General features: G+C 64.1%; 23 protein-coding genes and 2 pseudogenes. 5 read left to right on the top strand and 20 right to left on the bottom strand.

Features of this window, described 5'->3' with window-relative positions:
* The 6 genes and pseudogenes from AB3L03_RS25260 to AB3L03_RS25235 form a co-directional block, all read right to left on the bottom strand.
* Complete coding sequence (locus tag AB3L03_RS25260; RefSeq protein ID WP_201263837.1) at positions 1–492, bottom strand: (2Fe-2S)-binding protein; 492 nt, start codon at positions 490–492, stop codon at positions 1–3.
* A 21-nt stretch (positions 493–513) separates the two neighbouring features.
* Positions 514–1,620 (bottom strand): ABC transporter ATP-binding protein, encoded by a 1,107-nt coding sequence (locus tag AB3L03_RS25255; protein WP_317245815.1) that lies wholly within the window; start codon positions 1,618–1,620, stop codon positions 514–516.
* A gap of 8 nt (positions 1,621–1,628) precedes the next feature.
* Positions 1,629–2,531 (bottom strand): ABC transporter permease, encoded by a 903-nt coding sequence (locus tag AB3L03_RS25250; protein WP_204512141.1) that lies wholly within the window; start codon positions 2,529–2,531, stop codon positions 1,629–1,631.
* Positions 2,528–3,445 carry an ABC transporter permease gene (locus tag AB3L03_RS25245; protein WP_204512142.1) on the bottom strand — a complete coding sequence of 306 codons (918 nt, stop codon included), beginning with the start codon at positions 3,443–3,445 and terminating at the stop codon, positions 2,528–2,530. The genes AB3L03_RS25250 and AB3L03_RS25245 overlap by 4 nt, the downstream gene beginning before the upstream one ends.
* A gap of 55 nt (positions 3,446–3,500) precedes the next feature.
* Positions 3,501–4,850 (bottom strand): PotD/PotF family extracellular solute-binding protein, encoded by a 1,350-nt coding sequence (locus tag AB3L03_RS25240; protein ID WP_018454023.1) that lies wholly within the window; start codon positions 4,848–4,850, stop codon positions 3,501–3,503.
* A gap of 195 nt (positions 4,851–5,045) precedes the next feature.
* Positions 5,046–6,346, bottom strand: a pseudogene (locus AB3L03_RS25235) (MFS transporter).
* A gap of 352 nt (positions 6,347–6,698) precedes the next feature.
* Here AB3L03_RS25235 and AB3L03_RS25230 point away from each other — a divergent pair.
* The 3 genes from AB3L03_RS25230 (at position 6,699) to AB3L03_RS25220 (ending at position 10,461) form a co-directional block, all read left to right on the top strand.
* Positions 6,699–7,913, top strand: coding sequence for an ABC transporter substrate-binding protein (locus AB3L03_RS25230; RefSeq protein ID WP_085351926.1), 1,215 nt, complete (start codon positions 6,699–6,701; stop codon positions 7,911–7,913).
* Positions 7,914–7,920: 7 nt separating this feature from the next.
* Positions 7,921–9,648, top strand: a complete 1,728-nt coding sequence (locus tag AB3L03_RS25225) for an FAD-dependent oxidoreductase (RefSeq protein ID WP_085351927.1) — start codon at positions 7,921–7,923, stop codon at positions 9,646–9,648.
* Between the two features lie 66 nt (positions 9,649–9,714).
* Positions 9,715–10,461 carry an IclR family transcriptional regulator gene (locus tag AB3L03_RS25220; RefSeq protein WP_368507177.1) on the top strand — a complete coding sequence of 249 codons (747 nt, stop codon included), beginning with the start codon at positions 9,715–9,717 and terminating at the stop codon, positions 10,459–10,461.
* Between the two features lies 1 nt (position 10,462).
* Here AB3L03_RS25220 and AB3L03_RS25215 read toward each other — a convergent pair whose 3' ends face one another.
* The 7 genes from AB3L03_RS25215 to AB3L03_RS25185 form a co-directional block, all read right to left on the bottom strand.
* Complete coding sequence (locus AB3L03_RS25215) at positions 10,463–11,236, bottom strand: SDR family NAD(P)-dependent oxidoreductase (protein ID WP_085351929.1); 774 nt, start codon at positions 11,234–11,236, stop codon at positions 10,463–10,465.
* Between the two features lie 58 nt (positions 11,237–11,294).
* On the bottom strand, positions 11,295–11,885 hold the full coding sequence (locus tag AB3L03_RS25210) for a thiamine pyrophosphate-dependent enzyme (RefSeq protein WP_143273367.1): 591 nt from the start codon (positions 11,883–11,885) through the stop codon (positions 11,295–11,297).
* Entirely contained in the window at positions 11,885–12,424 is a 540-nt protein-coding gene (locus AB3L03_RS25205; RefSeq protein ID WP_085351930.1) for a thiamine pyrophosphate-binding protein, read from the bottom strand. Before AB3L03_RS25205 ends, AB3L03_RS25210 begins: the two co-directional genes overlap by 1 nt.
* Positions 12,425–12,748: 324 nt before the next feature.
* The gene (locus AB3L03_RS25200; RefSeq protein ID WP_085351931.1) at positions 12,749–13,492 is read right to left on the bottom strand and encodes an aspartate/glutamate racemase family protein; all 744 of its coding nucleotides are present in this window, start codon (positions 13,490–13,492) and stop codon (positions 12,749–12,751) included.
* 9 nt (positions 13,493–13,501) lie between these two features.
* Positions 13,502–14,767: an FAD-binding oxidoreductase gene (locus AB3L03_RS25195; RefSeq protein ID WP_085351932.1), complete on the bottom strand. Its 1,266-nt coding sequence runs from the start codon at positions 14,765–14,767 to the stop codon at positions 13,502–13,504.
* A 3-nt stretch (positions 14,768–14,770) separates the two neighbouring features.
* The gene (locus AB3L03_RS25190) at positions 14,771–15,589 is read right to left on the bottom strand and encodes a thiamine pyrophosphate-dependent enzyme (protein WP_368507176.1); all 819 of its coding nucleotides are present in this window, start codon (positions 15,587–15,589) and stop codon (positions 14,771–14,773) included.
* Positions 15,486–16,433, bottom strand: coding sequence for a thiamine pyrophosphate-binding protein (locus AB3L03_RS25185; protein WP_368507175.1), 948 nt, complete (start codon positions 16,431–16,433; stop codon positions 15,486–15,488). Before AB3L03_RS25185 ends, AB3L03_RS25190 begins: the two co-directional genes overlap by 104 nt.
* A gap of 204 nt (positions 16,434–16,637) precedes the next feature.
* Here AB3L03_RS25185 and AB3L03_RS25180 point away from each other — a divergent pair, with 204 nt between their 5' ends.
* On the top strand, positions 16,638–16,763 hold the full coding sequence (locus tag AB3L03_RS25180; RefSeq protein ID WP_256464935.1) for a hypothetical protein: 126 nt from the start codon (positions 16,638–16,640) through the stop codon (positions 16,761–16,763).
* 83 nt (positions 16,764–16,846) lie between these two features.
* Here AB3L03_RS25180 and AB3L03_RS25175 read toward each other — a convergent pair whose 3' ends face one another.
* The 6 genes and pseudogenes from AB3L03_RS25175 to AB3L03_RS25150 all read right to left on the bottom strand — a co-directional run bounded on the left by AB3L03_RS25175 (position 16,847) and on the right by AB3L03_RS25150 (position 22,761).
* Positions 16,847–17,632: an ABC transporter permease gene (locus AB3L03_RS25175; protein WP_085361521.1), complete on the bottom strand. Its 786-nt coding sequence runs from the start codon at positions 17,630–17,632 to the stop codon at positions 16,847–16,849.
* Entirely contained in the window at positions 17,629–18,495 is an 867-nt protein-coding gene (locus AB3L03_RS25170) for an ABC transporter permease (protein WP_026232651.1), read from the bottom strand. Before AB3L03_RS25170 ends, AB3L03_RS25175 begins: the two co-directional genes overlap by 4 nt.
* 19 nt (positions 18,496–18,514) lie before the next feature.
* Positions 18,515–19,573, bottom strand: a complete 1,059-nt coding sequence (locus AB3L03_RS25165; protein WP_368507174.1) for an ABC transporter substrate-binding protein — start codon at positions 19,571–19,573, stop codon at positions 18,515–18,517.
* A gap of 28 nt (positions 19,574–19,601) precedes the next feature.
* Entirely contained in the window at positions 19,602–20,909 is a 1,308-nt protein-coding gene (locus AB3L03_RS25160; RefSeq protein ID WP_085385419.1) for an FAD-binding oxidoreductase, read from the bottom strand.
* A 15-nt stretch (positions 20,910–20,924) separates the two neighbouring features.
* Positions 20,925–21,641: an HAD family hydrolase gene (locus AB3L03_RS25155; RefSeq protein ID WP_018454007.1), complete on the bottom strand. Its 717-nt coding sequence runs from the start codon at positions 21,639–21,641 to the stop codon at positions 20,925–20,927.
* 36 nt (positions 21,642–21,677) lie between these two features.
* A pseudogene (locus AB3L03_RS25150) lies at positions 21,678–22,761 on the bottom strand (ABC transporter ATP-binding protein).
* A 210-nt stretch (positions 22,762–22,971) separates the two neighbouring features.
* Here AB3L03_RS25150 and AB3L03_RS25145 point away from each other — a divergent pair.
* A complete protein-coding gene (locus AB3L03_RS25145) occupies positions 22,972–23,910 on the top strand; it encodes a LysR family transcriptional regulator (RefSeq protein ID WP_204512151.1) in 939 nt (312 codons plus the stop codon).
* A 57-nt stretch (positions 23,911–23,967) separates the two neighbouring features.
* Here AB3L03_RS25145 and AB3L03_RS25140 read toward each other — a convergent pair whose 3' ends face one another.
* A complete protein-coding gene (locus AB3L03_RS25140) occupies positions 23,968–24,879 on the bottom strand; it encodes a lipase family protein (protein ID WP_368507173.1) in 912 nt (303 codons plus the stop codon).
* Between the last annotated feature and the right edge of the window lie 186 nt (positions 24,880–25,065).

Genomic DNA, 25,065 nt, shown 5'->3' with positions numbered 1-25,065 from the left:
TCACTCTCCCTTGGCCGCGTTCATGGCGGCGGCGCCTGCCATGACCGAGATGACGATGTTCTGATAGCCGGTGCAGCGGCAGATATTGCCTTCGAGGCCGTGACGGACGTCGGCCTCCGTCAGGTTCGGCTTCTCGGCCGCGAGCGCCACCGCCGTCATCAGCATGCCGGGTGTGCAAAAGCCGCATTGCAGACCGTGATGCTCGCGAAATGCCTCTTGCATCGGATGCAGCCGGTTCGAACCCGGCACACCTTGCAGGCCCTCGATGGTGAGCAGCGTCGCACCGTCGAGCGCGGGCGCAAGCAGCGTACAGCTCTTCACCGGCAGGCCGTCGAGGTGCACGACACAGGCGCCGCACTGGCTGGTGTCACAGCCGATATGGGTGCCGGTGAGGTTGAGCCGCTCGCGCAGCAGCTCGGCGACCAGCGTCGCCGGTTCGACATCCACAGTTGTCGGCCGTCCGTTGAGTGTGAAGGATATCTGCACGATCATACTCCTGTGCGCGACGGGTCTTTAGGCGAGTGGAAGCGCGCTGCCGGTGGCCCATGTGGCCATCACGACATCGCCGACGGTGAAGGGATCCGCGAAGAAAGTCTTTTCCGGCACGTAGGCCACGAACGCGTCGTCCGGCACGGTGTCGAGCATGACCTTGACGAAATAGCCCTGGTATTCGATCGCGAGCACGCGACTCGGCAGCGAGGTGGAGCAGCCCGGCGGCAGCTCCCTGCCCGGTCGGACCAGCGCGACATCGTCGCGGCGCACGGCGATGTCGATCTTGTCGCCGACGCTGACCGTGGGCCGCGCCTGAAGCGGGACCTCGATGCCGTCAGGCGCGGCCTGCGCGAGCGTAAAGGTCGAACCGTTGACCTTCTCGACCCGCCCCGACAGCACGTTCTGCCCGCCCATGAACTCGGCGACGTAACGATCGTGCGGATGGGCATAGACGTCGCGCGCCGCGCCCGCCTGCTTGATTCTGCCCTGCTCCATCACCACCACGAGATCGGCGAGCGCGATCGCCTCGAGCTGGGTGTGGGTGACGTGGATGAAGGTGATGCCGAGCTCCTGCTGCATCCGCCTGAGCTCCTGGCGCATCTGCACGCGGAGCTGCTCGTCGAGGGCGGACAGCGGCTCGTCGAGCAACAGGACCCTCGGCTCGGTGATCGCGGCACGCGCCAGCGCCACGCGCTGCTGCTGGCCGCCGGAGAGCTGCGCTGGAAGGCGGTCGGCGAATTGCGTCAGATGCACCTTCTCGATCATGGCATCGGCTGCGCGGAGGCGATCGGCCTTCGACATGCCGCGCACGCGGAGCGCAAAGGCGATGTTCTCGCGCACGGTGAGATGCGGGAACAACGCGTAGGACTGAAACATCATCGCGGTGCGCCGCTGCACCGGCGCGAGCCCGACGACGTTCTGGCCGCCGATCACGATCTCGCCGGCGGTCGGGTCCTCGTGGCCGGCGATCATGCGCAGTATCGTGGTCTTGCCGCAGCCGGAGGGGCCGATGAAGCAGCAATAGGCGCCGTCGGCGATCTTGAGGTTGACGCCGTCGACCACATTGCCGACTCCGTCAAAGCTCTTGCAGACGCCCGCCAGTTCGATATCGCCGCGATCGCTCTTCATTTCCCAGCTCAACCCTTTGTGCTGCTGCCGCGCTTCTTCTGGATCAGCACGATGCTGCCCAGGCTCGCGCCGATGACAATGAAGGAGACGATGGTAGTCACGGTGCCGAGCGCATAGAGCGAAGGCGAGGTGACGTTCAGCGTCATGCTCCAGATCTCCAGCGGCAGCGTGTTGAGCGAGCCCGCGGTCTGGAGGCTGCGGGCGAACTCGTCGTAGGAGAGCGTGAAGCCGAACAGCGCGACCGCCACCAGGCCGGGTGCCAGCACCGGGATCATCACCAGCCGGATCGACTGCCAACGGCTGGCGCCGAGGTCGTAGGCCGCCTCCTCCCAGACGTGGTTGAAGCGCGACATCACCGCGAACATCACGAGCACGCCGAACGGCAGCGTCCATGACAGTTGCGCGCCGAGCGCCGAGGTGTACCAGCTCGCATTGAGGCCGAGGGCCTGGAACAACAGACCGGTACCGAGGCCGAGCACGAGTCCCGGTGCGACCAGGCTGCCGATCATCATGTAGAACACGACGGTGTCGCCGCGAAAGCGCTTGCGAAAACCGAGCCCGGCCAGGAACGACACCACCACTGTGATGATAGTGACGATGATCGCGAGCTTGATCGAACGATCGAACGAGCCCTTGACGTCGCCGGTCCGCACTTGGGTGAAGAGATCGACGAACCAGTGCAGCGAAGTGCCCTTCATCGGGAACACGAGGCCGCCACGGATGTCCTGGAACGACAGGACGTAGACACAGAACATCGGGCCGTACAGCGCGATCACATAGAACGCGAACAGTGTCGCCAGAACATAGAACGTCCACGGCCGACCGCCCGTGCTCGGCGCAATCGCCTTTGTCACCGGCGCGATCGCCTTTGACACATCAGCCTTGGGCATGTCGGCGAGAACCGCGCTCATCGCGTGATCTCCTGCCTGATGTCGACCGTGCGCAGGATCAGCGAGACGATCGCGACCAGCACCAGCGTCAGCAATACTGCGCTCGCCGCCGCGGTCGGATATTGCAGCACGCCGACATCCTCGTAGAAGGCGCTGACCACAGAGGCCGAGCCGCCGCCGGACATCACCTTGACCACGAAGAAATCGCCCATCACGATCGAGACGACGAAGATGGTGCCGAGGGCGATGCCGCTCTTGGACATCGGCACCACGATCAGCCGCATGATGTCGAAACGACTGGCGCCGGCATCGATCGCGGCCTCGATCAGCTTCTTGTCGATCCGTGCCATGGAATTGAAGATCGGCACGATCATGAAAATGGTGAGCTGATGGACATAGGCGATGACCACCGCAAGGTCGGAGAACAGCAGCACCTCAAGCGGCTGGCGGATCACACCGAGTCCCAGCAGCGCCTGGTTGATCAGGCCTTCCTTGCCGAGCAGCGGAATCCAGGAAATCATCCGGATGATGTTCGAGGTCCAGAACGGCACCGTGCAGAGCAGGAACAGGCCAATCGCCAGTAGTTGGTTGCGGACGTGGAAAACCAGGAAGTATGCGACGAAGAAGCCGATGATCAGCGTGAGGATCCAGGTCAGCAACGTGAACTTGATCGTCGCCAGATACAGCTTCAGCGTCAGCGCCGAATGCAGCACCTCGACATAGCTTGCGAGCGTGAAGCCCGGCGTCAGCCCGCCGAAGCCGTCGGTGGCGAAGAAGCTCGCGGCCAGCACGACCAGGATCGGCGCCACGAAGAACGGTACAAGCACCAGCACGAGCGGCGACACGTAGAGCCAGCCGGCGAGATTTGCGCGTGGTGGGGTTTGAGCTGGACTAAGACTTGGCTGCATGTCGGCAAACGCCTCGAAGTCGGTCATTTGGCACCGGCGCATCGCCGCGCCGGCGCTTCGTTCACGTCAGGGAAAGCAGGTTTCAGGCCACCTTGAAGTCGTTCCAGCGCTTGTTCATGTAGGCGGCTTCGTCCATCAGCGTGTTCCAGCAGGAGATGTTCTTGACGCGGTCGAGGAACGAGCCGCCGTCACGCTTGGTGCCGCTCTTCTCCATCGGCACGCCATAGGGGTCGTTGACCACCTCGGGCGCGGGCTGGCCCTCGTACCAGAACGCCCATTCGGCCGCCGTGAGGAATTTCTTCGCAGTCGAGGGGACCGGGCTGTAATAGCCGTAGCGCGCGACGAAACCGCCCTGCCAGCCCGACAGATACCAGTTGAGATATTCGTAGGCCGCGTCCAGCTTCTTGCCGGAGAGATGTTTCATCAGGCCCATGCCGTTGCACCAGCCGCGATAGCCTTCCTTTCCGTTCTTGATGTTGACCGGCGCGTAGACGCAGGGGATTTCCTTCACGCGTACCGCGGCAACCGCCGGCGACCACATCGACTGGATGACCACTTCGCCCGCCGCCATCAGCTGCACCGACTGGTCGAAGGTGGTCCAGGTCGCGCGGAACTGGCCCTGCTTCTTGAGCTCGATCAGCTTGTTGCAGGTGAAGTCGATCTCCTCCTTGGTCATGTTGCCTTTGTTTCCGTACTTGATCAGCCCGGCGCTTTCGAAGCAGAGCGCGGCGTCCATGATGCCGATCGCGGGCACGTCGAGGATCGCGGCCTTGCCTTTGAATTTCGGATCGATCAGATCCTTCCATTCCGTGACTTCATGGCCGACGAGGTCGGGGCGATAGCCGATGGAGTCGGCGTTGTAGACCTGCGGCAGGAAGGTCGCCCATTCGGTCACGCCGTCGCTCAAATCGGTCGAATCGGGCTTGGCGATATACATGGCCTCGTAGGGCGAGATGCCCTGGCGCGGGATCTTGTGACCGTCGATCTCGCCCTTGGTAAAGATCGGCAGGATGTTGTCGAACTCCTTGACCTTCTTGACCTCGATGCCCTGGATCACGCCGCGCTTGGCAGCGAGCTTGGCCTGCCAGCCCTCGAGATCGGCGATATCGACCGTATTTGGCTGGCTTATGAAGCGGTTGATGGCGGCGGAAGTGTCGAGGTTCTGCATCGTCACCTTGAAGCCGAGATCCTTGGCCGCCTGGTCGCCGATCGCCTTCACCACCGAATAGGACACGCCGACATGGCGCAGCTCGATGTCCTTGATCTCCTGCGCCCAGATGGTTGGGAATCCGCGGATCGCGTCCGATCCTGCAGCCGCGCCGGCCACCGCCGCGGCGCCCTTCAACAGCGTGCGCCTGCTCAGCTTTTTCGCAGACTTGTCGCTCGTCCCCGCCGGATTGGCAGTGGATGTCCCCTTGTCCCTGTCAAGCATGGCAACCCTCGTTGGCTACAATGAACGTGCGCACCGGTCGCCATTGACCGGCTGCGGATGTGATCAATTGCGAGGGAGGCTATGGGCGGGAGGTCGTGAAGTAAAATTGGAAGTAAAAATTCGCTGCATAAACGCGGCTAATGATTCGCCCCGCTGCACCGGCTTTTGGCAACGCGCATAAGATGAAGGCGGCCCTCAGGACCTGAGCGAGTCCCGCGCGGTCTCCGGCGCTATCAACGTTGCGATGATGGTGATGACCGACAGTGCGATGATATACACCGACACCGGCCGGTACGAGGCGGCCCATGCAAGCAGTGCCGTCGCAATCAGCGGCGAGAAGCCGCCACTGAGCGCGGCGGCAACGTTGGCTCCCAGCGATGCGCCGCTATAGCGCACCTGGGTACGGAACAGCTCCGGCATGAAGGCCGCCTTCGGCCCGAACAACAGCGCATGCGTCAGTGTCATCGTCACGACGAGCGCGAGCGTGATCAGCGCAGGCTCCCTGGTGTCGAGGAACCAGAACAACGGAAACGCCAGCGCCACCGAGAACACGCCGCCGGCGAGATACAGCGCTTTGCGGCCGAAGATGTCGGACAGCCAGCCTGCGAGGGGCAGCGTCGCGAGCTCGACGAGCGCGGCATAGACCACCGCGTTGAGGATCACCTGCCGCGGAAGGCCGAGCTGCGTCGTGGCATAGACCACGGTGAAAACAGTGAGGAGATAAGCGAGCCCGACTTCGGACACCCTGATGCCGATCGCCAGCAGGAAGCTGCGCCAGTCGCGGCGCAGGACTTCCAGCACCGGCTGCGCCAGCACCTCCTTGCGCTCGAGCACCTCCTTGAAGTGGGCGTCTCCGCGAGTTTCAGCCGCACGATGAAGCCGACACCGACGAGCAGGATGCTGATCAGAAACGGCACGCGCCAGCCCCAGCTCAGGAAGTCCGCTTCGGGCAGCTGCGTCATCAGACCGAAAATGCCGGTGGACGCGGCGACGCCGACGGGGAAGCCGATCTGCACCAGACTGCCGTAAAAGCCGCGGCGGTTGCCGGCGTGCTCGGCCACCATGACCACCGCGCCGCTCCACTCCCCACCGAGCCCGATGCCCTGGACGAAGCGCAAAATGACGAGGAAGATTGGCGCCCAGACGCCGATCTGGCTGTAGGTCGGCAGGCAACCGATCAGGAACGTGCCCAGTCCCATCGCGAACATGGTCGCGACCAGCATCTTCTTGCGGCCGAGCCGGTCGCCGTAATGCCCGATGATCGCACCGCCGATCGGCCGCGCGACAAAGCCGACCGCATAGGTCGAGAACGCCGCCAGCGTGCCGACCATGGGATCGAAACTCGGGAAGAACAGCTTGTTCAGCACGAGCGCCGCCGCCGTGCCGTAGATCAGGAAGTCGTACCACTCGATCGCGGTGCCGAGCGCGGCTGCCCACACCACATGCGCCGTCGTCGATTTCTCCGCCGCAGTGGAGACTCCCGATGCTGCCGTCATTGCCATCCGCCCCAAGATTCCTGGGCGACATGATGGCCAATCGTTGTGGCGGTTGCAACTTGCGGGAGTGTTGGTTCTCCCAAGATCAGAATGCGAGATTTTCGCGCCACTGCCTCCTCACTGTCGTCCCGGCGAAGGCCGGGACCCATAATCACAGGGAGGAGTTTGGCAAAGACCGGCGCCCTGGTACTGCGACCGCCCGACTTCGAGAGATCACGCGGTATGGGTCCCGGCCTTCGCCAAGACGACGCGGATCCTTTATTCTCCATTGACAAACTTATTTGCTAATATCTAACTTGCTGCCACAATAGCCGGCCGCGCCAAGCGCGCCCATAAACGAGAGGGAACGACGATGAGAGGGTTTTTGGCCTGCGCCATGCTCGCGGCCATGACTTCGGCTGCCATGACCACCGTTGCGAACGCGCAAATCTCCGACGACGCCGTGCGGATCGGCGTGCTGACGGATCTGTCGAGCTGGGGCCGCGACAACAGCGGGCCGGGCTCCGTGGAGGCCGCGAAAATGGCCTTGGAGGAATTCGGGCCCACCGTGCTCGGCAAGCCGATCGAGATCATCAGCGCCGATCACCAGATGAAGACCGATGTTGGCGTGCAGATTGTGCGCGGCTGGTTCGACAACGGCAAGGTCGATGCCGTCGTCGACATCCCCAATTCCGGCATCGCGATCGCCGTCCACAATATGGTGCGCGAGCGCAACAAGATTGCGCTGCTCTCCGGGCCCGGCGCGAGTTCGCTGACCGACGAGCTTTGCAGCCCGAACACCGTGCACTTCACCTACGATACCTACGCGCTGTCGAAGGTGACGGCCTCCGCCGTGATCAAGGAAGGCGGAAAATCCTGGTACTTCATCACGGCCGACTACGCCTTCGGGCAGCAGCTCGAGAAGGATGCCACGCGCTTCATCAACGAGATGGGCGGCAAGGTTTTGGGCGGCGTGAAGCACCCCACCAATACGGCCGATTTCTCGTCCTTTGCACTCCAGGCGCAAAGCTCGAAATCGGACGTCGTCGCTTTCGCCAATGCGGGCCAGGACACCGACAATGCCATCAAGCAGTCCGGCGAGTTCGGCCTGGTGCAGGGTGGCCAGAAGCTGGTCGGCCTCCTGATGTTCGACACCGATGTCCACGCGATCGGCCTCAAATCCGCGCAGGGTACCTACATGACCACGGCCTCGTACTGGAACATGGACGAGGCGACCCGCGCATGGTCGCGGAAATTCTACGAGCGCACCAAGGTGATGCCGACCATGATTCAGACCGGCGTCTACGGCTCGGTGCTGCATTATCTCAAGGCCATCAAGGCCGCCGGCACCGATGATCCCGCCAAGGCCATGGCCAAGATGCGCGAGCTGCCGATCGAAGATACATTCGTTCATGGCGGACGCTTGCGCGAGGACGGCCGCGTCATTCGCGACATGTATCTCGCCAAGGTGAAAACACCCGAGCAGTCCAAGGAACCGTGGGATTATTTGGAGATCATCAAGACGGTGAAGGGCGAGGACGCCTTCCGCCCGGTCTCCGAGTCGAAATGTCCGTTGCTCAAGAAGTGAGGCCTGCATGACCGGCAACGAGCGCAACGAGACTTACGAGTGCGATGTGCTCGTGGCCGGATCGGGCTGCTCCGGCATGTCGGCCGCCATCACCGCGCGCTATCACGGCCTCGACGTGCTGATCGTCGAGAAGGAGCCGCGCTTCGGAGGCACCACCGCCCGCTCCGGCGGCTGGCTCTGGATTCCCGGTACCTCGCTGGCCAAGGCCTATGGCATCGAGGAGACACCGGAGCAGGCGCGGACTTACCTGCGGCACGAAGCCGGCAACAACTTTGACGCCGCGCGCGTCGATGCATTCCTGAGCGCCGGGCCCGAGGCGATCGATTTTTTCACCAGCAAGACGGCGCTCCGTTTCGACATGCCGCTGGTGTTCCCGGACTACCACGCCGAGGCGCCCGGCGGCGCCCAGGGTGGTCGTTCGATGGTGGCGCGCCCGTTCGACGGCCGCGAACTCGGCGACCAGATCAAGACCCTCGGCATGCCCCTGCCCGAGCTGACCGTATTCGGCATGATGCTCGGATCCGGCAAAGACATCGTCCATTTCATGCGCGCGACGAAGTCCCTAAGCTCGGCGGTCTATGTCGCAAAGCGCCTGTCGCGGCATCTGATGGACGTACTGCGCTATGGCCGCGGCATGACGCTGACCAACGGCAATGCGCTCGCCGGGCGCCTGGCAAAATCGGCCCAGGACCTGAAGATACCGATGTGGCTGTCCTCGCCGGTGCGCGAGCTCACTGTCGAGAACGGCACTGTCACGGGCGCCATTGTCGCCCGCGACGGACGCGACGTCCGCATTCGTGCGAGACAAGGCGTCGTGCTCGCCTGCGGCGGTTTCCCGCATGATGTCGAACGGCGCAAGAAGATGTTCCCGCACGCGCCGACCGGGAACGAGCATTTTTCGCCGGGACCGACCGGCAACACCGGCGATGGGCTGCGGCTCGCAGAACGCGCCGGCGGACATGTCGAGGACAGGCTGCCGAACGCGGCAGCCTGGGTCCCGGTCTCGGTCACCAAGCGCAAGGACGGCTCACACGGCGTGATGCCGCATTTCATCGACCGCGCCAAACCCGGCGTGATCGCGGTGATGCGTGACGGCAAGCGCTTTGCCAACGAGGGCAATTCCTATCACGACTTCGTCCAGGCCATGGTCAAGGCGGCGAAACCCGGCGAGGAGATCGCGGCGTACCTGGTCTGCGATCACCAGACCCTGCGCAAATACGGCCTCGGCTGCGTGCCGCCGTTCCCGATGCCGCTGGGTCATCACCTCAAGACGGGATATCTCATGCGCGGCGAGACACTGGAGGCACTCGCGGCAAAAGCGGGTATCGATGCCAGCGCGTTTACCGAGACCGTCAAGCAGTTCAATGCGACCGCACCACAGGGACACGACGCAGCCTTCGGCAAGGGCTCCAAGGCCTATAACCGCTACCAGGGCGATGCGCTGCACGGCCCGAACCCCTGCGTCGCGCCGATCGAGAACGGCCCGTTCTACGCCATCAAGATGGTGGTCGGCGATCTCGGCACCTATGCCGGCATCGTCACCGACGAGAACGCGCGGGCGCTCGATGCGGAGGGACGGGTGATTCCCGGGCTCTATGCCGCCGGCAACGACATGGCGAGCATCATGGGCGGCAATTATCCGGGCGCCGGCATCACGCTTGGGCCGGCGCTGACCTTCGGCTACATTGCCGGCCGTCACCTCGCCGACAGCGCCGCCAAGCGCAACGCGGCGTAAGCCACGCCAGGAAGCGCATGAAGAGAGGAAAGCCGCGGCATCCAGTCGATCGAGGTCGGCGGCGAATTGCTCCGCGCCCTCGCCCGCAGCGGCGAGCCGATGATGCTGCGCGATCTTGCACGCGAGGCCGGCATGACGCCGGCCAAGGCGCATCCCTATCTCGCCAGCTTCTCCCGCATCGGCCTGATCGAGCAGGACGAGACCACCGGCCGTTACGAGATCGGCGCACTGGCGCTGGAGCTCGGCCTGATCAGCCTGCGCCGACTGTCCGGCGTACGCATCGCAGGACCGAAGATCGCGGCGCTCGCAAGCCAGATCGGGCATGCGGTCTCGCTCGCGGTCTGGGGCACGCACGGCCCCACCGTGGTGCAGCTCGAAGAACCCGGCCAGCCCGTTCACATCGTGATGCGCGCCGGTTCGGTGATGGCGCTGCTGGAGACGGCCACGGGCCGGGCCTTTGCCGCCTTCCTGCCGGAAAAGACGATCAACGCCGCACTCGAAAGCGGCCTCGATCGTTACGGCGTCGGCTATAATCCGAAGCGCGCTGTGAAAGGCGCGAAGGTCACTGAGATGCTCACAGAGGTCCGCAAGCACGGCCTCGCCCGCGCGCTCGGCGACCCCCTGCCCGGCGTCAACGCATTCTCTGCGCCGGTGTTCGACCATTCCGGCCATGTCGCGCTGGTAATCACCGCGATGGGGCCGGAAGGCACTTTTGACGCGCGCTGGGACAGCCCGATCGCCCATGCGCTACGCGATTGCGCGGGCGGCATTTCGAAACGACTGGGTCACGGGATGACGGCTGCGGCGGAGTGATCTACTTCACCGGCACCGTGTAATTCAGAATCAACCGCCCACCATCTGGATAGATCGTCTGCCCCGTGATGTAGGACGCATCGTCACTCGCAAGAAACGCGACGACGGAGGCAACTTCGCTCGGCTCGCCGCCACGGCCGGCCGGCGTGCGTGACATCACGGTCTTGCGGGCATCTTCCGAGGTGTAGATGGACGATGCCACCATGTCGGTCAGAATCGTGCCCGGCCCGACCGCGACGACACGAATATTGTGCGGAGCGAGTGCGACGGCAGCGACCGAGGTGAGCTGCTTCATGCCGCCCTTGGACATGGCGTAGGTCGCAAGCGCCGGGATTGCCAGCAGTGCATTGACCGAGGACATGTTGATGATGACCCCGCCGCCGCCTTGCGCGATCATCTGCTTCGCCGCCGCCTGCACGCCGAAGAACGCGCCCTTCAGGTTGATGCCGATGATTTCATCGAATTCCTCTTCGGAGATCTCCAGGAGGTCCCGGTTGCGAGCGACGCCGGCATTGTTGACCATGATATCGAGCCGGCCGAACTCTTTTGCGGCAGTTGCGACCAGCTGGTCGACATCGGCACGCTTTGCGACATTGCCGACGACAGTGCGCAAGGCATCCGGTCGCGCGAGTTCGGCGGCCGTCGCGGCCAAGCCCTCGGCATCGACATCCGAGATGACGACCTTGACGCCGTCGTCCAGGAATCGCTTTGCGCAAGCCTTGCCGATACCGCGCGCCGCGCCGGTGATGGCGGCGACCTTGCCGGATAGTTTCATGGTCTCACTCCAGAGTAGCTGCTCCGACAGCAGACTGTCGCCGGGCGAGAAACCCGGCTCAGACCGACGCGAAGCTAAGATGAGCACGGAACCGGTTCTTGATAAAGACGGCATCGCGCGAGGGTAGCGAGCGCGGCGGATTTTCGGCCAGAACCTTGATGACAAAAAGGCGCGGGCCATCGGCCGGCTCGTCGAGCTGCGTCGCCAGACGTTCCACCTCCTCGAGCGTCCGCACGGTCCCGGTCGCGGCAAAGCCGCAGGCCACAGCGATCGCAGTGAGATCGACGCCGCGCCCGGTGTGGCTGGCCTGCATACCGGTCTCGCCAAAATGCTGGTTGTCGATCACGACGATGTCGAGATTGCGCGGGCGCGCGACGCCGATGGTGGCGATGCCGCCGAGGCCCATCAATTGCTCGCCATCCCCGGTCAAAGCGAGGACGCGCTTTCCCGGCTGGGCTTGCGCGAGGCCAAGCCCGATCAGCGCGGCGCCGCCCATGGCGCCCCAGAGATAGAAATTGCCGTCATGGTCGCCGACCGAATGAAGATCATAGGTCGGCGAGCCGAGGCCGGACACGACCAGCGTGTCCTTGCGATTCTTCAGGAGCGCGGCGACGGCGGCGCGGCGGTCGAGCTGAGCTTGCATTGGCATCACCACTTCTTCTTGCCGATCAGGCGTTGCCCGATCAGCACCGCGATCTGCTGATCGGAATCGTAGGCGAGCGCTGCGGCCGATTCCACGGTCTCGACCAGATCCTCCGCCGTCTCCGCGCGCATCACCTTCAAACCAATCGCTTCCAGCGAGGGCTGCGTCGCACGGCTCATCGGCACCTGCCAGGGATTGAACTCGGCCCATTCGCCGCGCATCGTCACCAGCATCAGCAGTGGAAATCGTCCGATCGCCGACAGCGACAGCATGTTGATGCAATTGCCGACCCCGCTCGACTGCATCAAGAGCACGCTACGCTGGCCGCCGAGCCAGGCGCCTGCGGCGATGGCGACGCCCTCCTCTTCCGTCGTCAGCACGTTGGTGGTGACGTCGCGGTCGGCGGAGAACAGGCGGATGAGCTGGCTGTGACCGGCATCGGGAACGTAGAACATCTGCCGCACGTCGGCGGCTTTCAGGATGCGGTAGAGCTCGGACGGCCAATCGTCTGCGCGCGTGTCGGGATTGGATTGAAGGCTGTGCACCGCTGGTCTCCGTGGATTTCGAGAGGCACTCTAGCGATGTTCAGGCGCCAAAGCTCTGACCGTCTGGCGCGATCAGGTATCGAGGGATTGTATAGCTGCCTCTTCCGCTGCCGGTGGGACAGCGCACGATGCGCATGGCTGCGCCCTCTCCCCTTGCGGGAGAGGACATCACCGCTGACAGATACAAACTCATTTGGGTGAGGGGTATCTCTCCGCGAACTCATCCGCATCCATATGCGCGGAGAGATATCCTCATCCGGCGCTTCGCGCCACCTTCTCCCGCACGGGGAGAAGGAAGAGGAGTCATAGACAACTTCTCGACCTCTAGCCAAACTGGCGCGGCCGCAGCCCGGCATGAAACCAGGTGATCATGGAATAGATATCGTAGACGGGCAGTCCGACCTCGGCCTGAAGCGCCGCTGCATAAGGCGGCATGTTGGTGCATTCCAGCACGATCGCGCCGACATCCGGGTTCCTGGCGATCAGCTCCTTGCCGGCCTCGACCACATCACGTTCGGCCTGCGCAATGTCCATGTCCTCCTTCTCGGCCTTGATCAAGACGCGGAAGAATTCCTTGCCGTGCTCGGTGCCGACCAGCGGCGTATCGAGCGGCACGCCGGCGCCTGCGAGATGGGCCGGCGTCAAGGTCGAACCGGATACCGTGACGAGGCCAACGCGCTTGCCCGGCGGCAAGGTCGCCTGCACCCACGGCACCTGCATCAGTGACGAGGTCGCAACGGGAACGCCGACCGCGGCCGCGATCTCCTTCTGGAACAGCGAGAGGAAGCCGCAATTGGTGGTGATGGCCTCGGCCCCGAGCCGCACCAGGTCCTTTGCCGCGTCGATGAAATCAGGCAGCAGACCGGCGGCGCCCTTCAATACCACCTTCTCGGGCGAAGCCCCGCTCACCACACGATAGAGCACGGGGAAGGGCCAGGTGGTGCCGTTGCCCATGTCGCCGGGAATGCGGGGAAAGCGCGCCTCCAGCATCAGGATGCCGAGCGGCGCTCCATAGATGGCCTTGCCGCCGCGGGCTATTCGGGGGGACGAGTTGGCTGGAGCGGTCATGATGCGATCTCAGAGAAAACGATCGGGCGAAAACGGTGCGAGCGGAATTTCCGGCGGCTTGCCGCTCAGAAGCTGGGCGACGAGACGACCGGTGCGGGCCGAGCCGACCAGGCCGATATGGCCGTGGCCGAAGGCATAGACGATGTCACGCGAGGCCCGCGCGTAACCGATGCAGGGACGTCCGTCCGGCATGCTCGGCCGATGGCCGAACCAGGTCTTGATACGCGAAGCCGGAATGTCCGTGGGCAGTTTCGGGAACATGCTGACGAGATGGTTGCGCAGGATCTCGGCGCGCTTCCAGTTCGGTGCGGCCTCGAGGCCGGCGATCTCGACCGTGCCGGCGGCGCGCAAACCCTTGTCGGTCCAGTTCACCACCATCTTCGCATCCGAGGCCATCATCGAGCTGCGCGGCCCCGATTCCGGATTCTCGATCATGACGTGATAGCCGCGCTCGGTCTCAAGCGGCAGCGGATCGCCGATGGACGCCGTGAGCCGCTTCGAATGCGCACCGGCGGCAATCACCGCGGCATCGCACGCAATCTCGCCGGTCTCGGTCAGGACAGCCACGAGCTTGTTGCCGGATAGCTTCAGCCCAATTGCCTTGGCCCGCACGAGCTTGGCGCCGCTTGCCAGCGCATGTTGCGCGAGCGCCGCGACATAGGCACCGGGATCGCGGCAGCGCCCGGCCTCCTCCACCACCACGCCAAAAGTGTAGCGCGGATGCAAATCGGGCTCGCGTTGACGCATCTCGTCGGACGAAAGCTCAAGCCATTCGACGCCGACGCGCTTGCGCACGCGCCAACCGAGATCGTTGTCGAAATTGCCGCGTGACGGGAAGACATGCATCACGCCGTTACGCTCGATCAATTCAGGGACGCCCGCCTCCTCCGCGAGCTTCCTGTGCAACTGCGGCGCGTCCTTCAGGAGGCCGCGCAGCGCGAAGGCCGTCGTCTCGACCCGCGCCTCGGTCCAGCCCGAGAGCAGATATTTGACCAGCCAGGGCAGCGCCTTCGGCAGATAAGACCAGCGGATCGCGAGCGGCCCGAGCGGGTCCACCAGATAACCCGGCACCTTCTTCCAGACACCGGGCTCGGCCGGCGGGATTACCGAATGCGAAGAGAGCCAGCCGGCATTGCCGTAGCTCGCCGCCTGTTCGCCACCGGGCTCGCCGGCGTCGATCAGCGTGACGCGATATCCCTCGCGCAGCGCCTCGATGGCGCTGATCACGCCGACCGCGCCGGCACCGATGATGGCGACGTGGCGGCCCTCCGACATCGCTTAAGCCTTCACCGCAGGGGCGAAGTCCTTGCCGACCGACATCGCGCGCGGATCGATGATGCAGTGGAGGATCGACGGCTTGCCCGAGGCGAGCGCACGCTCGAACGCCGGCGCGAACTCTTCGGTGCGCTCGACGCGCTCGCCATGGCCGCCGAACGCTTTTGCGTACATCGCAAAATCCGGGTTCTTGAGCTGGGTGCCGACCACGCGTCCCGGATAGTCGCGCTCCTGGTGCATGCGGATGGTGCCGTATTGCGCATTGTCGACGATGATGACGACGAGCGGCGCATCGTATTGCACGGCAGTCGCGAATTCCTGCCCGTTCATCAGGAAGCAGCCGTCGCCAGCGAACGCGATAACGGTGCGATCCGGATATTGCCGTTTCGCGAGCACCGCCGCCGGCACGCCATATCCCATCGAGCCCGAGGTCGGCGCGAGCTGGGCGGCAAAGCTGTGGAAGCGATGATGGCGATGGATCCAGCCGGCGTAGTTGCCGGCGCCGTTGCAGACGATCGCGTCCTTGGGCAGGCGATCGCGCAGCCAGGTCATGACCTGGCCGTACTGGAACGTGCCCGGCAGCTCGCGCGCCTTTTCGGTCCAGGCGAGATAGTCGGCATGCGCCTTGGCGGCCTCGCCCTTCCAGGCAACGGCGCCTGCCGGCTTCAGCGTCTCGACCGCGGCCGCGAAGGCGGCGGGCGTGGCCTGGATCGCGAGCTCAGGCTGATAGATGCGGCCGAGCTCTTCCGAGCCGGGATGAACGTGGATCAGCTTCTGCCGCGGGGTCGGAATGTCGAGCAGCGTGTAGGATGAGGACGGCATTTCCGACCATGCGGCCGCCGATCAGCAAAATGACGTCGGCGTGGTCGATGCGCGCCTTCAGGCCCGGGCTCGGCCCGATGCCGAGATCGCCGGCATAATGCGAGTGATCGGCGTCGATCAGCGAGGCCCGGCGGAACGAGGTCGCGACCGGCAGGTCGAACCGCTCGGCAAAGCGCGCGATGCTCCGGGTCGCTTCATCCGTCCAGCGCGAGCCGCCAAGAATGACGAGCGGCGCCTTGGCGCTCGCAAGCATGGCGCCGACGCGCTCGATATCGGCAGGCGCCGGCCAGCTCACCGCCGGCTCGATGCGCATGGCGTCCGCAACGGCTGCGGTCTCGGTCAGCATGTTCTCGGGCAGCGAGATCACCACGGGACCGGGGCGGCCCTGCATGGCGACGCGGAAAGCGCGCGCGACCAACTCCGGAATCCGGTCGGGACGATCGATCTCGACCGCCCATTTCGCCATGGTGCCGAACACCGCCTTGTAGTCGAGTTCCTGAAACGCCTCGCGCTCGCGCATGCCGGTGTCGACCTGACCGACGAACAGGATCATTGGCGTGGAATCCTGCATCGCGATGTGGACGCCGTGGCTCGCATTGGTGGCGCCGGGGCCGCGGGTGACGAAGCAGACGCCGGGACGCCCGGTGAGCTTGCCATAGGCTTCCGCCATCATCGCCGCACCGCCTTCGGCGCGGCAGATCATGACGTCGATCGGGCTGTCGTGCAGCGCGTCCAGCGCCGCCAGATAGCTCTCGCCCGGCACGCAGGTGACGCGCTCGACGCCCTGGGCGACGAGCTGATCGATCAGGATCTGGCCCCCGGTGCGGGCGTTGCGAATGGTCATGACGGCTCCCTCAAGGCTTTGGCGATGCGTTTCGCAGCTTCGCGAAATTTTGCTCGGAGCTGGCGTAGGACAGGCCGACAGGGCGCGCAAGATCGAAAGGCTCCTCGCACCCTGCGCAGGCGTCATGCCCGCCCCTGCTGGTTGCACTGCAGCCCATGTCGCAGCCGCTTGCCGGACGAGAGGTGGCGAGCTTCGACGCCTTCGTTGACGACCTGGCCGAACCAGATCGGTGCCCTATTCGACCGCGACCTCAGCGAGGCCGACGTGCCGGCAAACAGCAGGGCACAGATCGTGGAGATGATTTTGGCGTGGCTGGCGGCGAAAGCGTGAGACGGCGAGGTTCGTGCCAAGCATTCGGTGTCGTCCTGGCGAAGCCAGGACCTCCTGGCTTTCGCCAGGACGATGAACAAAAATCACCCGCCCTTTTTCTGCCGCGCGCTCGCCAGCAGTACCAGCACGAAGGAGGCCGCCGTCATCAGCGTCGAGATGGCAGCGATGGTCGGGTCGATCTCGTCGCGGAGGGCGGTGAACATGCGCTTGGTCAGCGGCTGATACTGGCCGCCGGAGATGAAAAGCGCGACGATGGTCTCGTCCATCGCCGAGATGAAGGCGAAGATGCCGCCTGCGACCACGCTGGACTTGATCTGCGGCAAGGTCACCGCGAAGAAGCTACGCAGGCGATTCATGCCGAGGCTGCGTGCGACCATCTCCTGCGCCGGATCGAAACTCTGCAAGCCCGCCAGCACCGAAATGATCACGTAAGGCAGCCCCAGCATCACATTGGCGAGCACCAGGCCCGGCAGCGTCGCGACCAAGCCGATTTTGGCATAGAGGAAGAAGATCCCCACCGCAGTGATGATGATCGGCACCACCAGCGGCAACAGCAGCATCATGTGGATCAGCCGCATGATCCGCAGCTTCGACTGGCTGATGGCATAGGCGGCGGAGACGCCGAGCGGCGTTGCGATAAGCACGGTAAGGAGCGCGACCGTCAGCGTTACCCGCGTCGCCTGCATCCAGGCCGCGTTGGAGAAATACTGCTGATACCAGCGCAGCGAGAACGACGGTGGCGGAAAGGTCAGAAAACGCGCGCTGGAGAAGGAGATCGGCGCGATGATCAGCACCGGCAGGATCAGGTAGATCAGCACCAGCGCGCTGATCACATAGAGGGCGATCCGGGCGGGTGACAATCGCGTCATTTCTGCCCCAATATGCGATCGAGCGAGATGAAGCGGCTGACGACGAAGAAGATCGCGAGCACGCTTAAGAGCAGCACGACGGCGACTGCGCTCGCCGCGCCGAACTGGTTGTATAGCTCGACATTGCGGCTCACCAGCATCGACACCATCACCGTGCGGCCGCCGCCGAGCAGTTCCGGCGTGATGTAAAAACCGAGGCAGAGCACGAACACCATGGTGCAGCCTGCCAGCACGCCCGGCAGAGACAGCGGCAGGAAGACGCGGACGAAGGTGAGCGACGGGCTCGCTCCCAGGCTGGCGCCGGCCTGCATGAGGTCGGACGGGATCTTCTGCATGGTGGCGTAGAGCGGCAGCACCATGAACGGCAAGAGGATGTGTACCGTCGCAACCACCGTGCCGAAGGTGTTGTGCACCAGCGCGAGCGGTTCGCTCGTCACCTCGAGATAACGCAAAAGCTGGTTGATCACACCGGTGCGCTGGAGCAGCGCCAGCCAGGCATAAGCGCGCACCAGCACACTGGTCCAGAACGGCAGCACGACCAGCGACAGGATGAGAATGCTCCATCCTTTCGGCACCGAGTTGGCGAGGTAGGCCACGGGATAGCCAAGCAGCAGCGCGATTCCCGTGACCACGAGGCTGATCTCGAAGGTCAGCGCAAAGCTGCGCCAGTAGATGTCTTCGGTGAAGACGCGGCGATAATTCTCCAGCGTGAAGCCGTCATGGTAGATCGACTGCCAGGCGAGCCAGCCGACCGGCAGCACGATCAGAGCCAAGATCACCAGCAGCGCCGGCGACACCAATGCCAGCATCAGGCCGTGTTCGCGACGCTGATGCTTTTGGGAGGGATCCGGCACGGATGTCATCGACGCGGCCTCGCTTCGCCTACTTCTGCATGAACGACGCCCAACGCTTCTCGGTGGCTTCGCCCGCCGGCGAGGACCACCAGGCGTAGGACATCAGGGCCTGCTTGGCCGCATTGGCCGGCTCGCTTGGCAATTGCGCGGCGCGCTCCGGCTTGATCACGCCGGTATCGAACGCCTTGGGATTGCCCGGGCCGTAATCGATATTGAGCGGCAGATTGGCCTGGTGCACGGGATCGACGGCCTCGTTGAGGAATTTGACGGCCGTCTCGAGATCTGGCGCGCCCTTGAGAATGCAGAGCGAGGTGCTCTGCAAAACGCCCTGGTTGTAGGTGAAGGCAACCTTGGCGCCTTCCTTCGCGACTGCGCTGACGCGGCCGTTCCAGGCCATCTCCATGTCGACCTCGCCGTCATTGAGAAGCTGTGCCGACTGCGCACCGGAGGTCCACCACACCGTGATGTGCGGCTTGATCTCTTCCAGCTTCTTGAAGGCGCGCTCGACGTCGAGCGGATAGAGCTTGTCGGGCGCGACGCCGTCGGCCATCAGGGCCGCCTCGAGCGTCGCGAACGGGTGGTTACGCAGTGCGCGGCGCCCGGGAAATTTCTTGACGTCCCAGAAATCGGCCCAGCTGTTCGGCGCGTCCTTCGGAAACGTCTTCTGGCTGTAGGCCAGTACGCTGGAATAGAACTCGTAGGAAACCGAATAGGGGCTGCGATAGGACTCCGGCATCGCGGCGCCATTCGGGATCTTCGAGAAGTCGAGCTTCTCGATCAGCCCCTGCTCGCCGCCACGCAGGCAGTTGCCGGTCGGAGTATCGACGACATCCCAGATCGGCTTGCCGCTGCCGACTTGCGTCTTGATTGCGGGCCAGGCATCGGGAATGGAGTCCTGGTTGACGGTGATGCCGAGCTTCTTTGCCGTGGGATCGAGAATCGCCACCGTCTGCGCCTGCTGGTAGGCGCCGCCTTGCGAGACGAAGGTGATCTGTTCGGCAGCGGCGGCGATGCCGGTTGTTGCGAACATTCCGAGCGATCCGCCCAACAAAGCGTAGCCAAATCGAAAATCTCGTTTCGTCGTCATCCTCGCCTCCTCTGTCACTAATTAAATGTCACTGTCCGATCGCATCGAGAAACTGGTACCAGCCCGCGACCATGCGCACGGCGGGCTCGCGCAACGGATAGAACGGGATGGCTTTCAATCGCCTCGCGTCGAGCAGCCCGACCTCTGGCGTCTCGCCGCGCACGAAAGCGGCGAGATAGCGGCCCATCAGGCTCGACATCGCCACGCCCGCGCCGTTGTAGCCCATCGAGAACAGCGTGCGGTCGTCGAGCCGGCCGATATGCGGCACGGAGTCCAACGTCATCCCGACCAGGCCCGACCATTTGTAGGCGAGCGGGACGTCGGCAAGGTCGGGAAAGATTCCGACCATCGCCTTGCGCAGCGCGTCGAAAGCGGTTTCCGAATCCTGCTTGCCGAACGCGCCGCGGCCGCCAAAAATCACACGATTGTCGACCATGCGGAACCAGCGCATCATGCGCTTGGTCTCGGTGTAGGTGCGCCCGGTCGGCATCAGGCTTCCCGCGAGGTTGCGCGGCAGCCTGTCGGTCGCGATGATGGCGCTTCGGAACGGGATCAGCGTGCGCTGCATGTTCGTCGTCGCGCCGGTGAGGTCGGAATAGCTGTTGGTGGCGATGATCGCCTGCTTTGCCCGCACTGCGCCTTGCGGCGTTTCAGCGACGATGCCGCTGTTGTCGCGGCGGAGCCTTACGACCGGCGACTCCTGGAAAATCGGGATGCCGCGGCGCGCCACGCCATCGGCAAGGCCGCGCAGATAATTCAGCGGATGGATGCCGCCGGAGCCGGGATTGAGCACGCCGCCGACGAAGATGTCGGAGCCAGTCTCGTCGCGCACTTGCCCCTTGTCGAGGATGCGGACCTCCGCATCCCCCATCTCGCGCTTCATCCAGTTGGCCTCGTCGATCGCGGCCTTCAGGGTCGTCTCGTTGTGAGCGGCCTTGACCTGGCCGGTGCGCGTCAACGCGGCACTGGTGATGCCAAATTCGGAGACCAGCTCCTCGACGATATCAGTGGATTCATGCGCGATCCCGTACATGCGCTGCGCCATGGCGCGGCCGTGCACGGCGTCGATCTCGCGGAACGAGAGGCGGAACTTTGCGGTGATCACGCCGCCATTGCGTCCACTCGCGCCCCAGCCCGGGCGGTTGGCCTCAAGTACGATCGGCGACAAACCGCTTTTGGCGATGTGGTGCGCAGCAGACAGGCCCGTGTAGCCCGCACCGATGATCACCACATCCGCCTGGTGCTCGCCTGACACGACCGGAAACTCGCGCGCCGGCTCGGCCGTGGCGGCCCACAGCGAGTTGGCCGACGGCAGCGCGTTCCAGTCCCGTGTCATGCCACCGCTCATGCCTTACGCCGCCGGCCCGATGGCCGCATCGGCAAGCGCCTTCAACGTCGGAAAATGGAAGTCCGGCTTGGTCAGCGTCTCCACGGCCGGTGTGCCTCCGAAACCGGCCATGCCCTGGCGGCGCTCGATCCAGCACACCTTGTAGCCGAGTTTCCGCGCAATCCCGATGTCGTGATACTGGCTCTGCGCGACGTGAAGGATATCGGACTGCTTGTAGCCGAAAGCGGACTGGCGGCCCTTGTTGTAGGCGAAAAACTCCGGATCGGGTTTCGCAACGCCAGTCTCGTCGGCGCAAACGGTATCGTCGAAGGGATTGCCGAGCGCGTGCGCGTAACAGGACAGCGCGACGCGGTCGGCATTGGTCATCGCGACCAGGCGGAATTTGGTTCTCAGGCGCTTCAGAGCCTCGACCGAGTCTGGGAACGGTCCCCAGCGCAGCACCGCGAGCTGGAACACGTCGCAGGAGGCGTCATCGGCCTGCAGCCCGAGTTCCTTGGCAAGATAGCGATAGACATGGAACATCACCTCGCTCGAACGCTCGTGGTGCTTGTCGCGACCGCGCTTGTAGGATTCGAAGATCTTGTCGTCGCTGAGCTCGGCCGGCGACTTGCCCGAGATCCGGCGCACCGCGGAGAGCACGCCGGTCTCGAAATCGATCAAGGTGCCGACGACGTCGAAGGTGAGAACCTTGAAATTGCTGAACGAGGCTGCTGACGACATTTTTGGCTTCTTCTCTCGGTTGGACAAGGCTTGGGTTCAGTCCCTCACCCTGGGCACGACGATGGTGTCCTCGGGGTGAAGGGTCACGGTAAGGCTGCCGCCCAGCGGCGGGATGCGGCTGTAGGCCTGGTGATAGCTCGCCTGGCGCAGGCTGAGCACGATGCCATCGGCGAGCGCCAGGAAGATGCGCAGACTCTCGCCCTGATAGACGATGTCGGTGACCGTGCCGGTGAGCCGATTGCAGGCGGTGTCCGGCGCACCATCGTCGATCAGCAGTTTTTCGCTGTGCACGGCGAGCATCAGCGCGTCCCCGTCGGGAATGGCGCGGGCGCTGCGCAGAAGCACATTGCCGAGCGCAACGCCGGAGGCATCGACGCGTCGCACGGGAAGCATCGTGGCCTCGCCAATGAAACTCGCGACGAAGGAATCCGCGGGATGATCGTGCAGGCGCTCGGGCGCGTCGATCTGGATCAGCCTGCCGTCCTTCATCACGGCGACGCGGTCGCTCATGGTCAGCGCTTCGCGCTGATCGTGGGTGACGTAGATGATGGTGGCGCCGATGCGCTTGTGCAGCGCGCGCAGCTCGATCTGCATGGATTCTGCGCAGTTGCTTGTCGAGCGCGGACAGCGGTTCGTCCATCAGGATCAGCCGCGGCTCGAAGATCATGGCGCGTGCGAGCGCCACGCGCTGGCGCTGGCCGCCGGAGAGTTGCGCGATACCGCGCTCTTCGTAGCCGGCAAGACCGACCATCGAAAGCGCCGCGCGCACCTTATCCGGCCAGGCCGCCTTCGGCAGCCGTCGCGCGCGCAAGGGAAAGGCAACATTCTCGCCGACGCTCATATGCGGGAACAGCGCGTAGTTCTGGAACACGACGCCGATGTCGCGCTTGTGCGGCGGCATCCAGGTGACGTCGCGGCCGCCGAACAAGATCGTTCCGCTCGATGGCAGGATGAAGCCGCCGAGGATGCCGAGCAACGTCGTCTTGCCGGAGCCGGAGGGGCCGAGCAGGGAAACGAACTCGCCGGCGGCGACATTGAGGGACACGTCGTCGAGGGCGCGAACGGCACCATAGGCCTTGCTCGCGGATCTGATCTCGACGCTTTCCGCTCGTTTGTCCAACGATCGACCTCGCCATCTCCTGAGCCGGCGTGCTTCACTGCGCGCCATAAGCCTGCTTTATAGACAGGAATTTGAGCACTCCTGGTCGAAGCGTGCACCGCACCAACATCTTCGCTCGCAGGCCCTGTCTTTTGGCTATGACGCCAATGACACCAGACTTGGCAAAACTCGGCAATTGCCAAATTCTCACCTGGGTCATAACATGGTGTTATGCCCGAGCTGCGCCGGATGCTGCCCTCAAGTAACGCCCTGTTCGTCTTCGACGCAGCGGCGCGCAATGGCAGCTTCACGGCGGCGGCCGCCGAACTGAACGTCACCCAGCCTGCGGTGAGCCGGATGCTGGGTCAGTTCGAGGACCATCTCGGCGTTCGCCTATTCGACCGCAAGGCGGGACGCGCGGTGCTCACTGAGGAAGGCGAACTCTTGTATCGCCGCGTGCTCGAAGGCTTTCGCAGCATCGAAAGCGGGCTGGTCGAGATCGAGCGGCGCCGGAAGGGCACCGAGACGGTGACACTGTCGGTCTCCTCCGCCTTCACCACGCATTGGCTGATGCCGCGCATCGACAAGCTGCAGAAGCAATTTCCTCAGGTCGATTTGCGCTTTCAGCTGATCTCCGGCGCGCTGCGCGGACCAGTGGAGAATGTCGACCTCGGCATGCGCTTCCGCGATCGCGAGGAGCCGTCATCCGGTGGCACGCTGGTGATGAAGGAGGTCATGCTGCCGATGTGCAGCCCTGCCTATCTCGGCGAAACCGATCCCGCCGAAGGCAACACCATCATTCGGCTCGCCGAGACGCCGGGCGACTGGGCCGCGGATTACGCATCGCTTCTCACCGGGCGCCGCGGTGCGGCCAAGGCGCTGAGCTTCACGGACTATGCCGTCGTGATGCAGGCCGCCCTGCTCGGCCAGGGCATCGCGCTCGGTTGGCTGACGGTCGCCTCGCACTGGCTATTGACCGGCGCGCTGGTGCCCGCCTCCGACACGCTCACCACCACACGCCGCATCTGCGAATTCCTGCCACCGCGCAACCGGCCGATGCGTCCCATCGCCGCCGAGATCCGCGACTGGATCACCGCGCAGATGAAAAGCGAGATCGCCGCGATCGACCGGCTCTATCCGAAGCTCGGCGCGATGGCGGCTTGCTACTAGAGCGTTTTCGGGCGAAGTGGACCGGTTCACGTGAAGAAAACGCATCAAAACCGGAGTCTAGGCGGGTGTCAGCGCGGCACAGTAACGATCGGGCAGGTGATCGCCGATCCCTGCCGGCAGCAGCACCGTGAGCCTGCCGATGACATCCGTCCGCGTGTTCTCGGATACGCCGCTGAGGAGATTGCGGACCTGCTCACCAATTCCAGCATTCGCCATTGGCTCATCCGAACCAACATTCGTCGTGAGCTGGCTGGCGCTGAATTTGGCGCCGCGTGCACAGGCGAGATAACGGCCGACGTGATGAAAGCCAAGCCCGGGCGGAGGCACGGTCGGGACGATGTCGGTGCCGTGCACGAGACGATAGGTCGTCCTGCCGAACGTACCGTTGTAGAGGGCGACGAAATCGTCGCGGCCCACGCGCGGACAACCGTAAAGATAGATCTGCGCATCCGCGAGCTGGAGCTGCTCCCGCGCGAAGTCCGCCGTTGCCACCGCGATCGCGGCGCCGAGGCTGTGCCCAGTGATGAAGATCGGTGATTTGCGCGCCAGCGCTGCCGCCAGTGCGCTCTTCACGTCGTCCCACACGGCCGCCGCCGCATCGACGAACCCCTGGTGCACGGGCGCCTTCGGTCGGCCAAGCGTGAAATCGCTGACCCAGTTCAGGAGATGAAGCGGGTCGGTGCCGGCGAAGGCGACAATGGTTGCGTCACCCTTGCTCGCGATGATCCCGCGCGTGTCGGTCAGCGGCAGCGTCGAATGCGCCGGCTGGCTCAGCAACTTGACGCCGGACAGATCCCAGAAAGGAGAGACCCTGTTGATCGTGTCCGGCACATGGGTCTCGTAGGCGAGTTGCGACATCCACATCATCGCGCGAGCGATGTCGAGATCAAAGCCGGTTGATGTCTCGTTGAATTTTGCAAATGCCCGTCGGTCATATTGATCGGGAGGAAGTTCGACCAGAATGCTCACATCAAGCTCCTAAATGGCTTATTGCTGCAATACGTCGATCGAAAACGGAATGACGCTACCTTCGCATATGGCTGGAATTTTGACAATCTGTGCGCGTGCCCGGGACGTATTCTGCCTTTGCGCCTAAGGGGACAAGGTTGAGACGAGGCACCTCTCCCCCGCGTCATTGCGAGCGTAGCGAAGCAA

It is taken from the genome of Bradyrhizobium lupini (assembly GCF_040939785.1).
GTDB classification, from domain to species: domain Bacteria; phylum Pseudomonadota; class Alphaproteobacteria; order Rhizobiales; family Xanthobacteraceae; genus Bradyrhizobium; species Bradyrhizobium canariense_D.
Note: the sequence above shows the minus strand (reverse complement) of the source record. Positions and strands in the feature narration are given on the sequence as shown.

What these genes read in the sequence shown, in the direction of transcription:
- AB3L03_RS25190 (WP_368507176.1), bottom strand. Translation starts at nt 15,589, where the DNA reads ATGCCGTCCTCATCCTACACGCTGCTCGACATTCCGACCCCGCGGCAG.
- AB3L03_RS25200 (WP_085351931.1), bottom strand. Translation starts at nt 13,492, where the DNA reads ATGACCGCTCCAGCCAACTCGTCCCCCCGAATAGCCCGCGGCGGCAAG.
- AB3L03_RS25245 (WP_204512142.1), bottom strand. Translation starts at nt 3,445, where the DNA reads ATGACCGACTTCGAGGCGTTTGCCGACATGCAGCCAAGTCTTAGTCCA.
- AB3L03_RS25175 (WP_085361521.1), bottom strand. Translation starts at nt 17,632, where the DNA reads ATGACGCGATTGTCACCCGCCCGGATCGCCCTCTATGTGATCAGCGCG.
- AB3L03_RS25185 (WP_368507175.1), bottom strand. Translation starts at nt 16,433, where the DNA reads ATGACCATTCGCAACGCCCGCACCGGGGGCCAGATCCTGATCGATCAG.
- AB3L03_RS25215 (WP_085351929.1), bottom strand. Translation starts at nt 11,236, where the DNA reads ATGAAACTATCCGGCAAGGTCGCCGCCATCACCGGCGCGGCGCGCGGT.
- AB3L03_RS25195 (WP_085351932.1), bottom strand. Translation starts at nt 14,767, where the DNA reads ATGTCGGAGGGCCGCCACGTCGCCATCATCGGTGCCGGCGCGGTCGGC.
- AB3L03_RS25255 (WP_317245815.1), bottom strand. Translation starts at nt 1,620, where the DNA reads ATGAAGAGCGATCGCGGCGATATCGAACTGGCGGGCGTCTGCAAGAGC.
- AB3L03_RS25165 (WP_368507174.1), bottom strand. Translation starts at nt 19,573, where the DNA reads ATGACGACGAAACGAGATTTTCGATTTGGCTACGCTTTGTTGGGCGGA.
- AB3L03_RS25170 (WP_026232651.1), bottom strand. Translation starts at nt 18,495, where the DNA reads ATGACATCCGTGCCGGATCCCTCCCAAAAGCATCAGCGTCGCGAACAC.
- AB3L03_RS25240 (WP_018454023.1), bottom strand. Translation starts at nt 4,850, where the DNA reads ATGCTTGACAGGGACAAGGGGACATCCACTGCCAATCCGGCGGGGACG.
- AB3L03_RS25155 (WP_018454007.1), bottom strand. Translation starts at nt 21,641, where the DNA reads ATGTCGTCAGCAGCCTCGTTCAGCAATTTCAAGGTTCTCACCTTCGAC.
- AB3L03_RS25230 (WP_085351926.1), top strand. Translation starts at nt 6,699, where the DNA reads ATGAGAGGGTTTTTGGCCTGCGCCATGCTCGCGGCCATGACTTCGGCT.
- AB3L03_RS25225 (WP_085351927.1), top strand. Translation starts at nt 7,921, where the DNA reads ATGACCGGCAACGAGCGCAACGAGACTTACGAGTGCGATGTGCTCGTG.
- AB3L03_RS25260 (WP_201263837.1), bottom strand. Translation starts at nt 492, where the DNA reads ATGATCGTGCAGATATCCTTCACACTCAACGGACGGCCGACAACTGTG.
- AB3L03_RS25250 (WP_204512141.1), bottom strand. Translation starts at nt 2,531, where the DNA reads ATGAGCGCGGTTCTCGCCGACATGCCCAAGGCTGATGTGTCAAAGGCG.
- AB3L03_RS25210 (WP_143273367.1), bottom strand. Translation starts at nt 11,885, where the DNA reads ATGCCAATGCAAGCTCAGCTCGACCGCCGCGCCGCCGTCGCCGCGCTC.
- AB3L03_RS25160 (WP_085385419.1), bottom strand. Translation starts at nt 20,909, where the DNA reads ATGACACGGGACTGGAACGCGCTGCCGTCGGCCAACTCGCTGTGGGCC.
- AB3L03_RS25145 (WP_204512151.1), top strand. Translation starts at nt 22,972, where the DNA reads ATGCCCGAGCTGCGCCGGATGCTGCCCTCAAGTAACGCCCTGTTCGTC.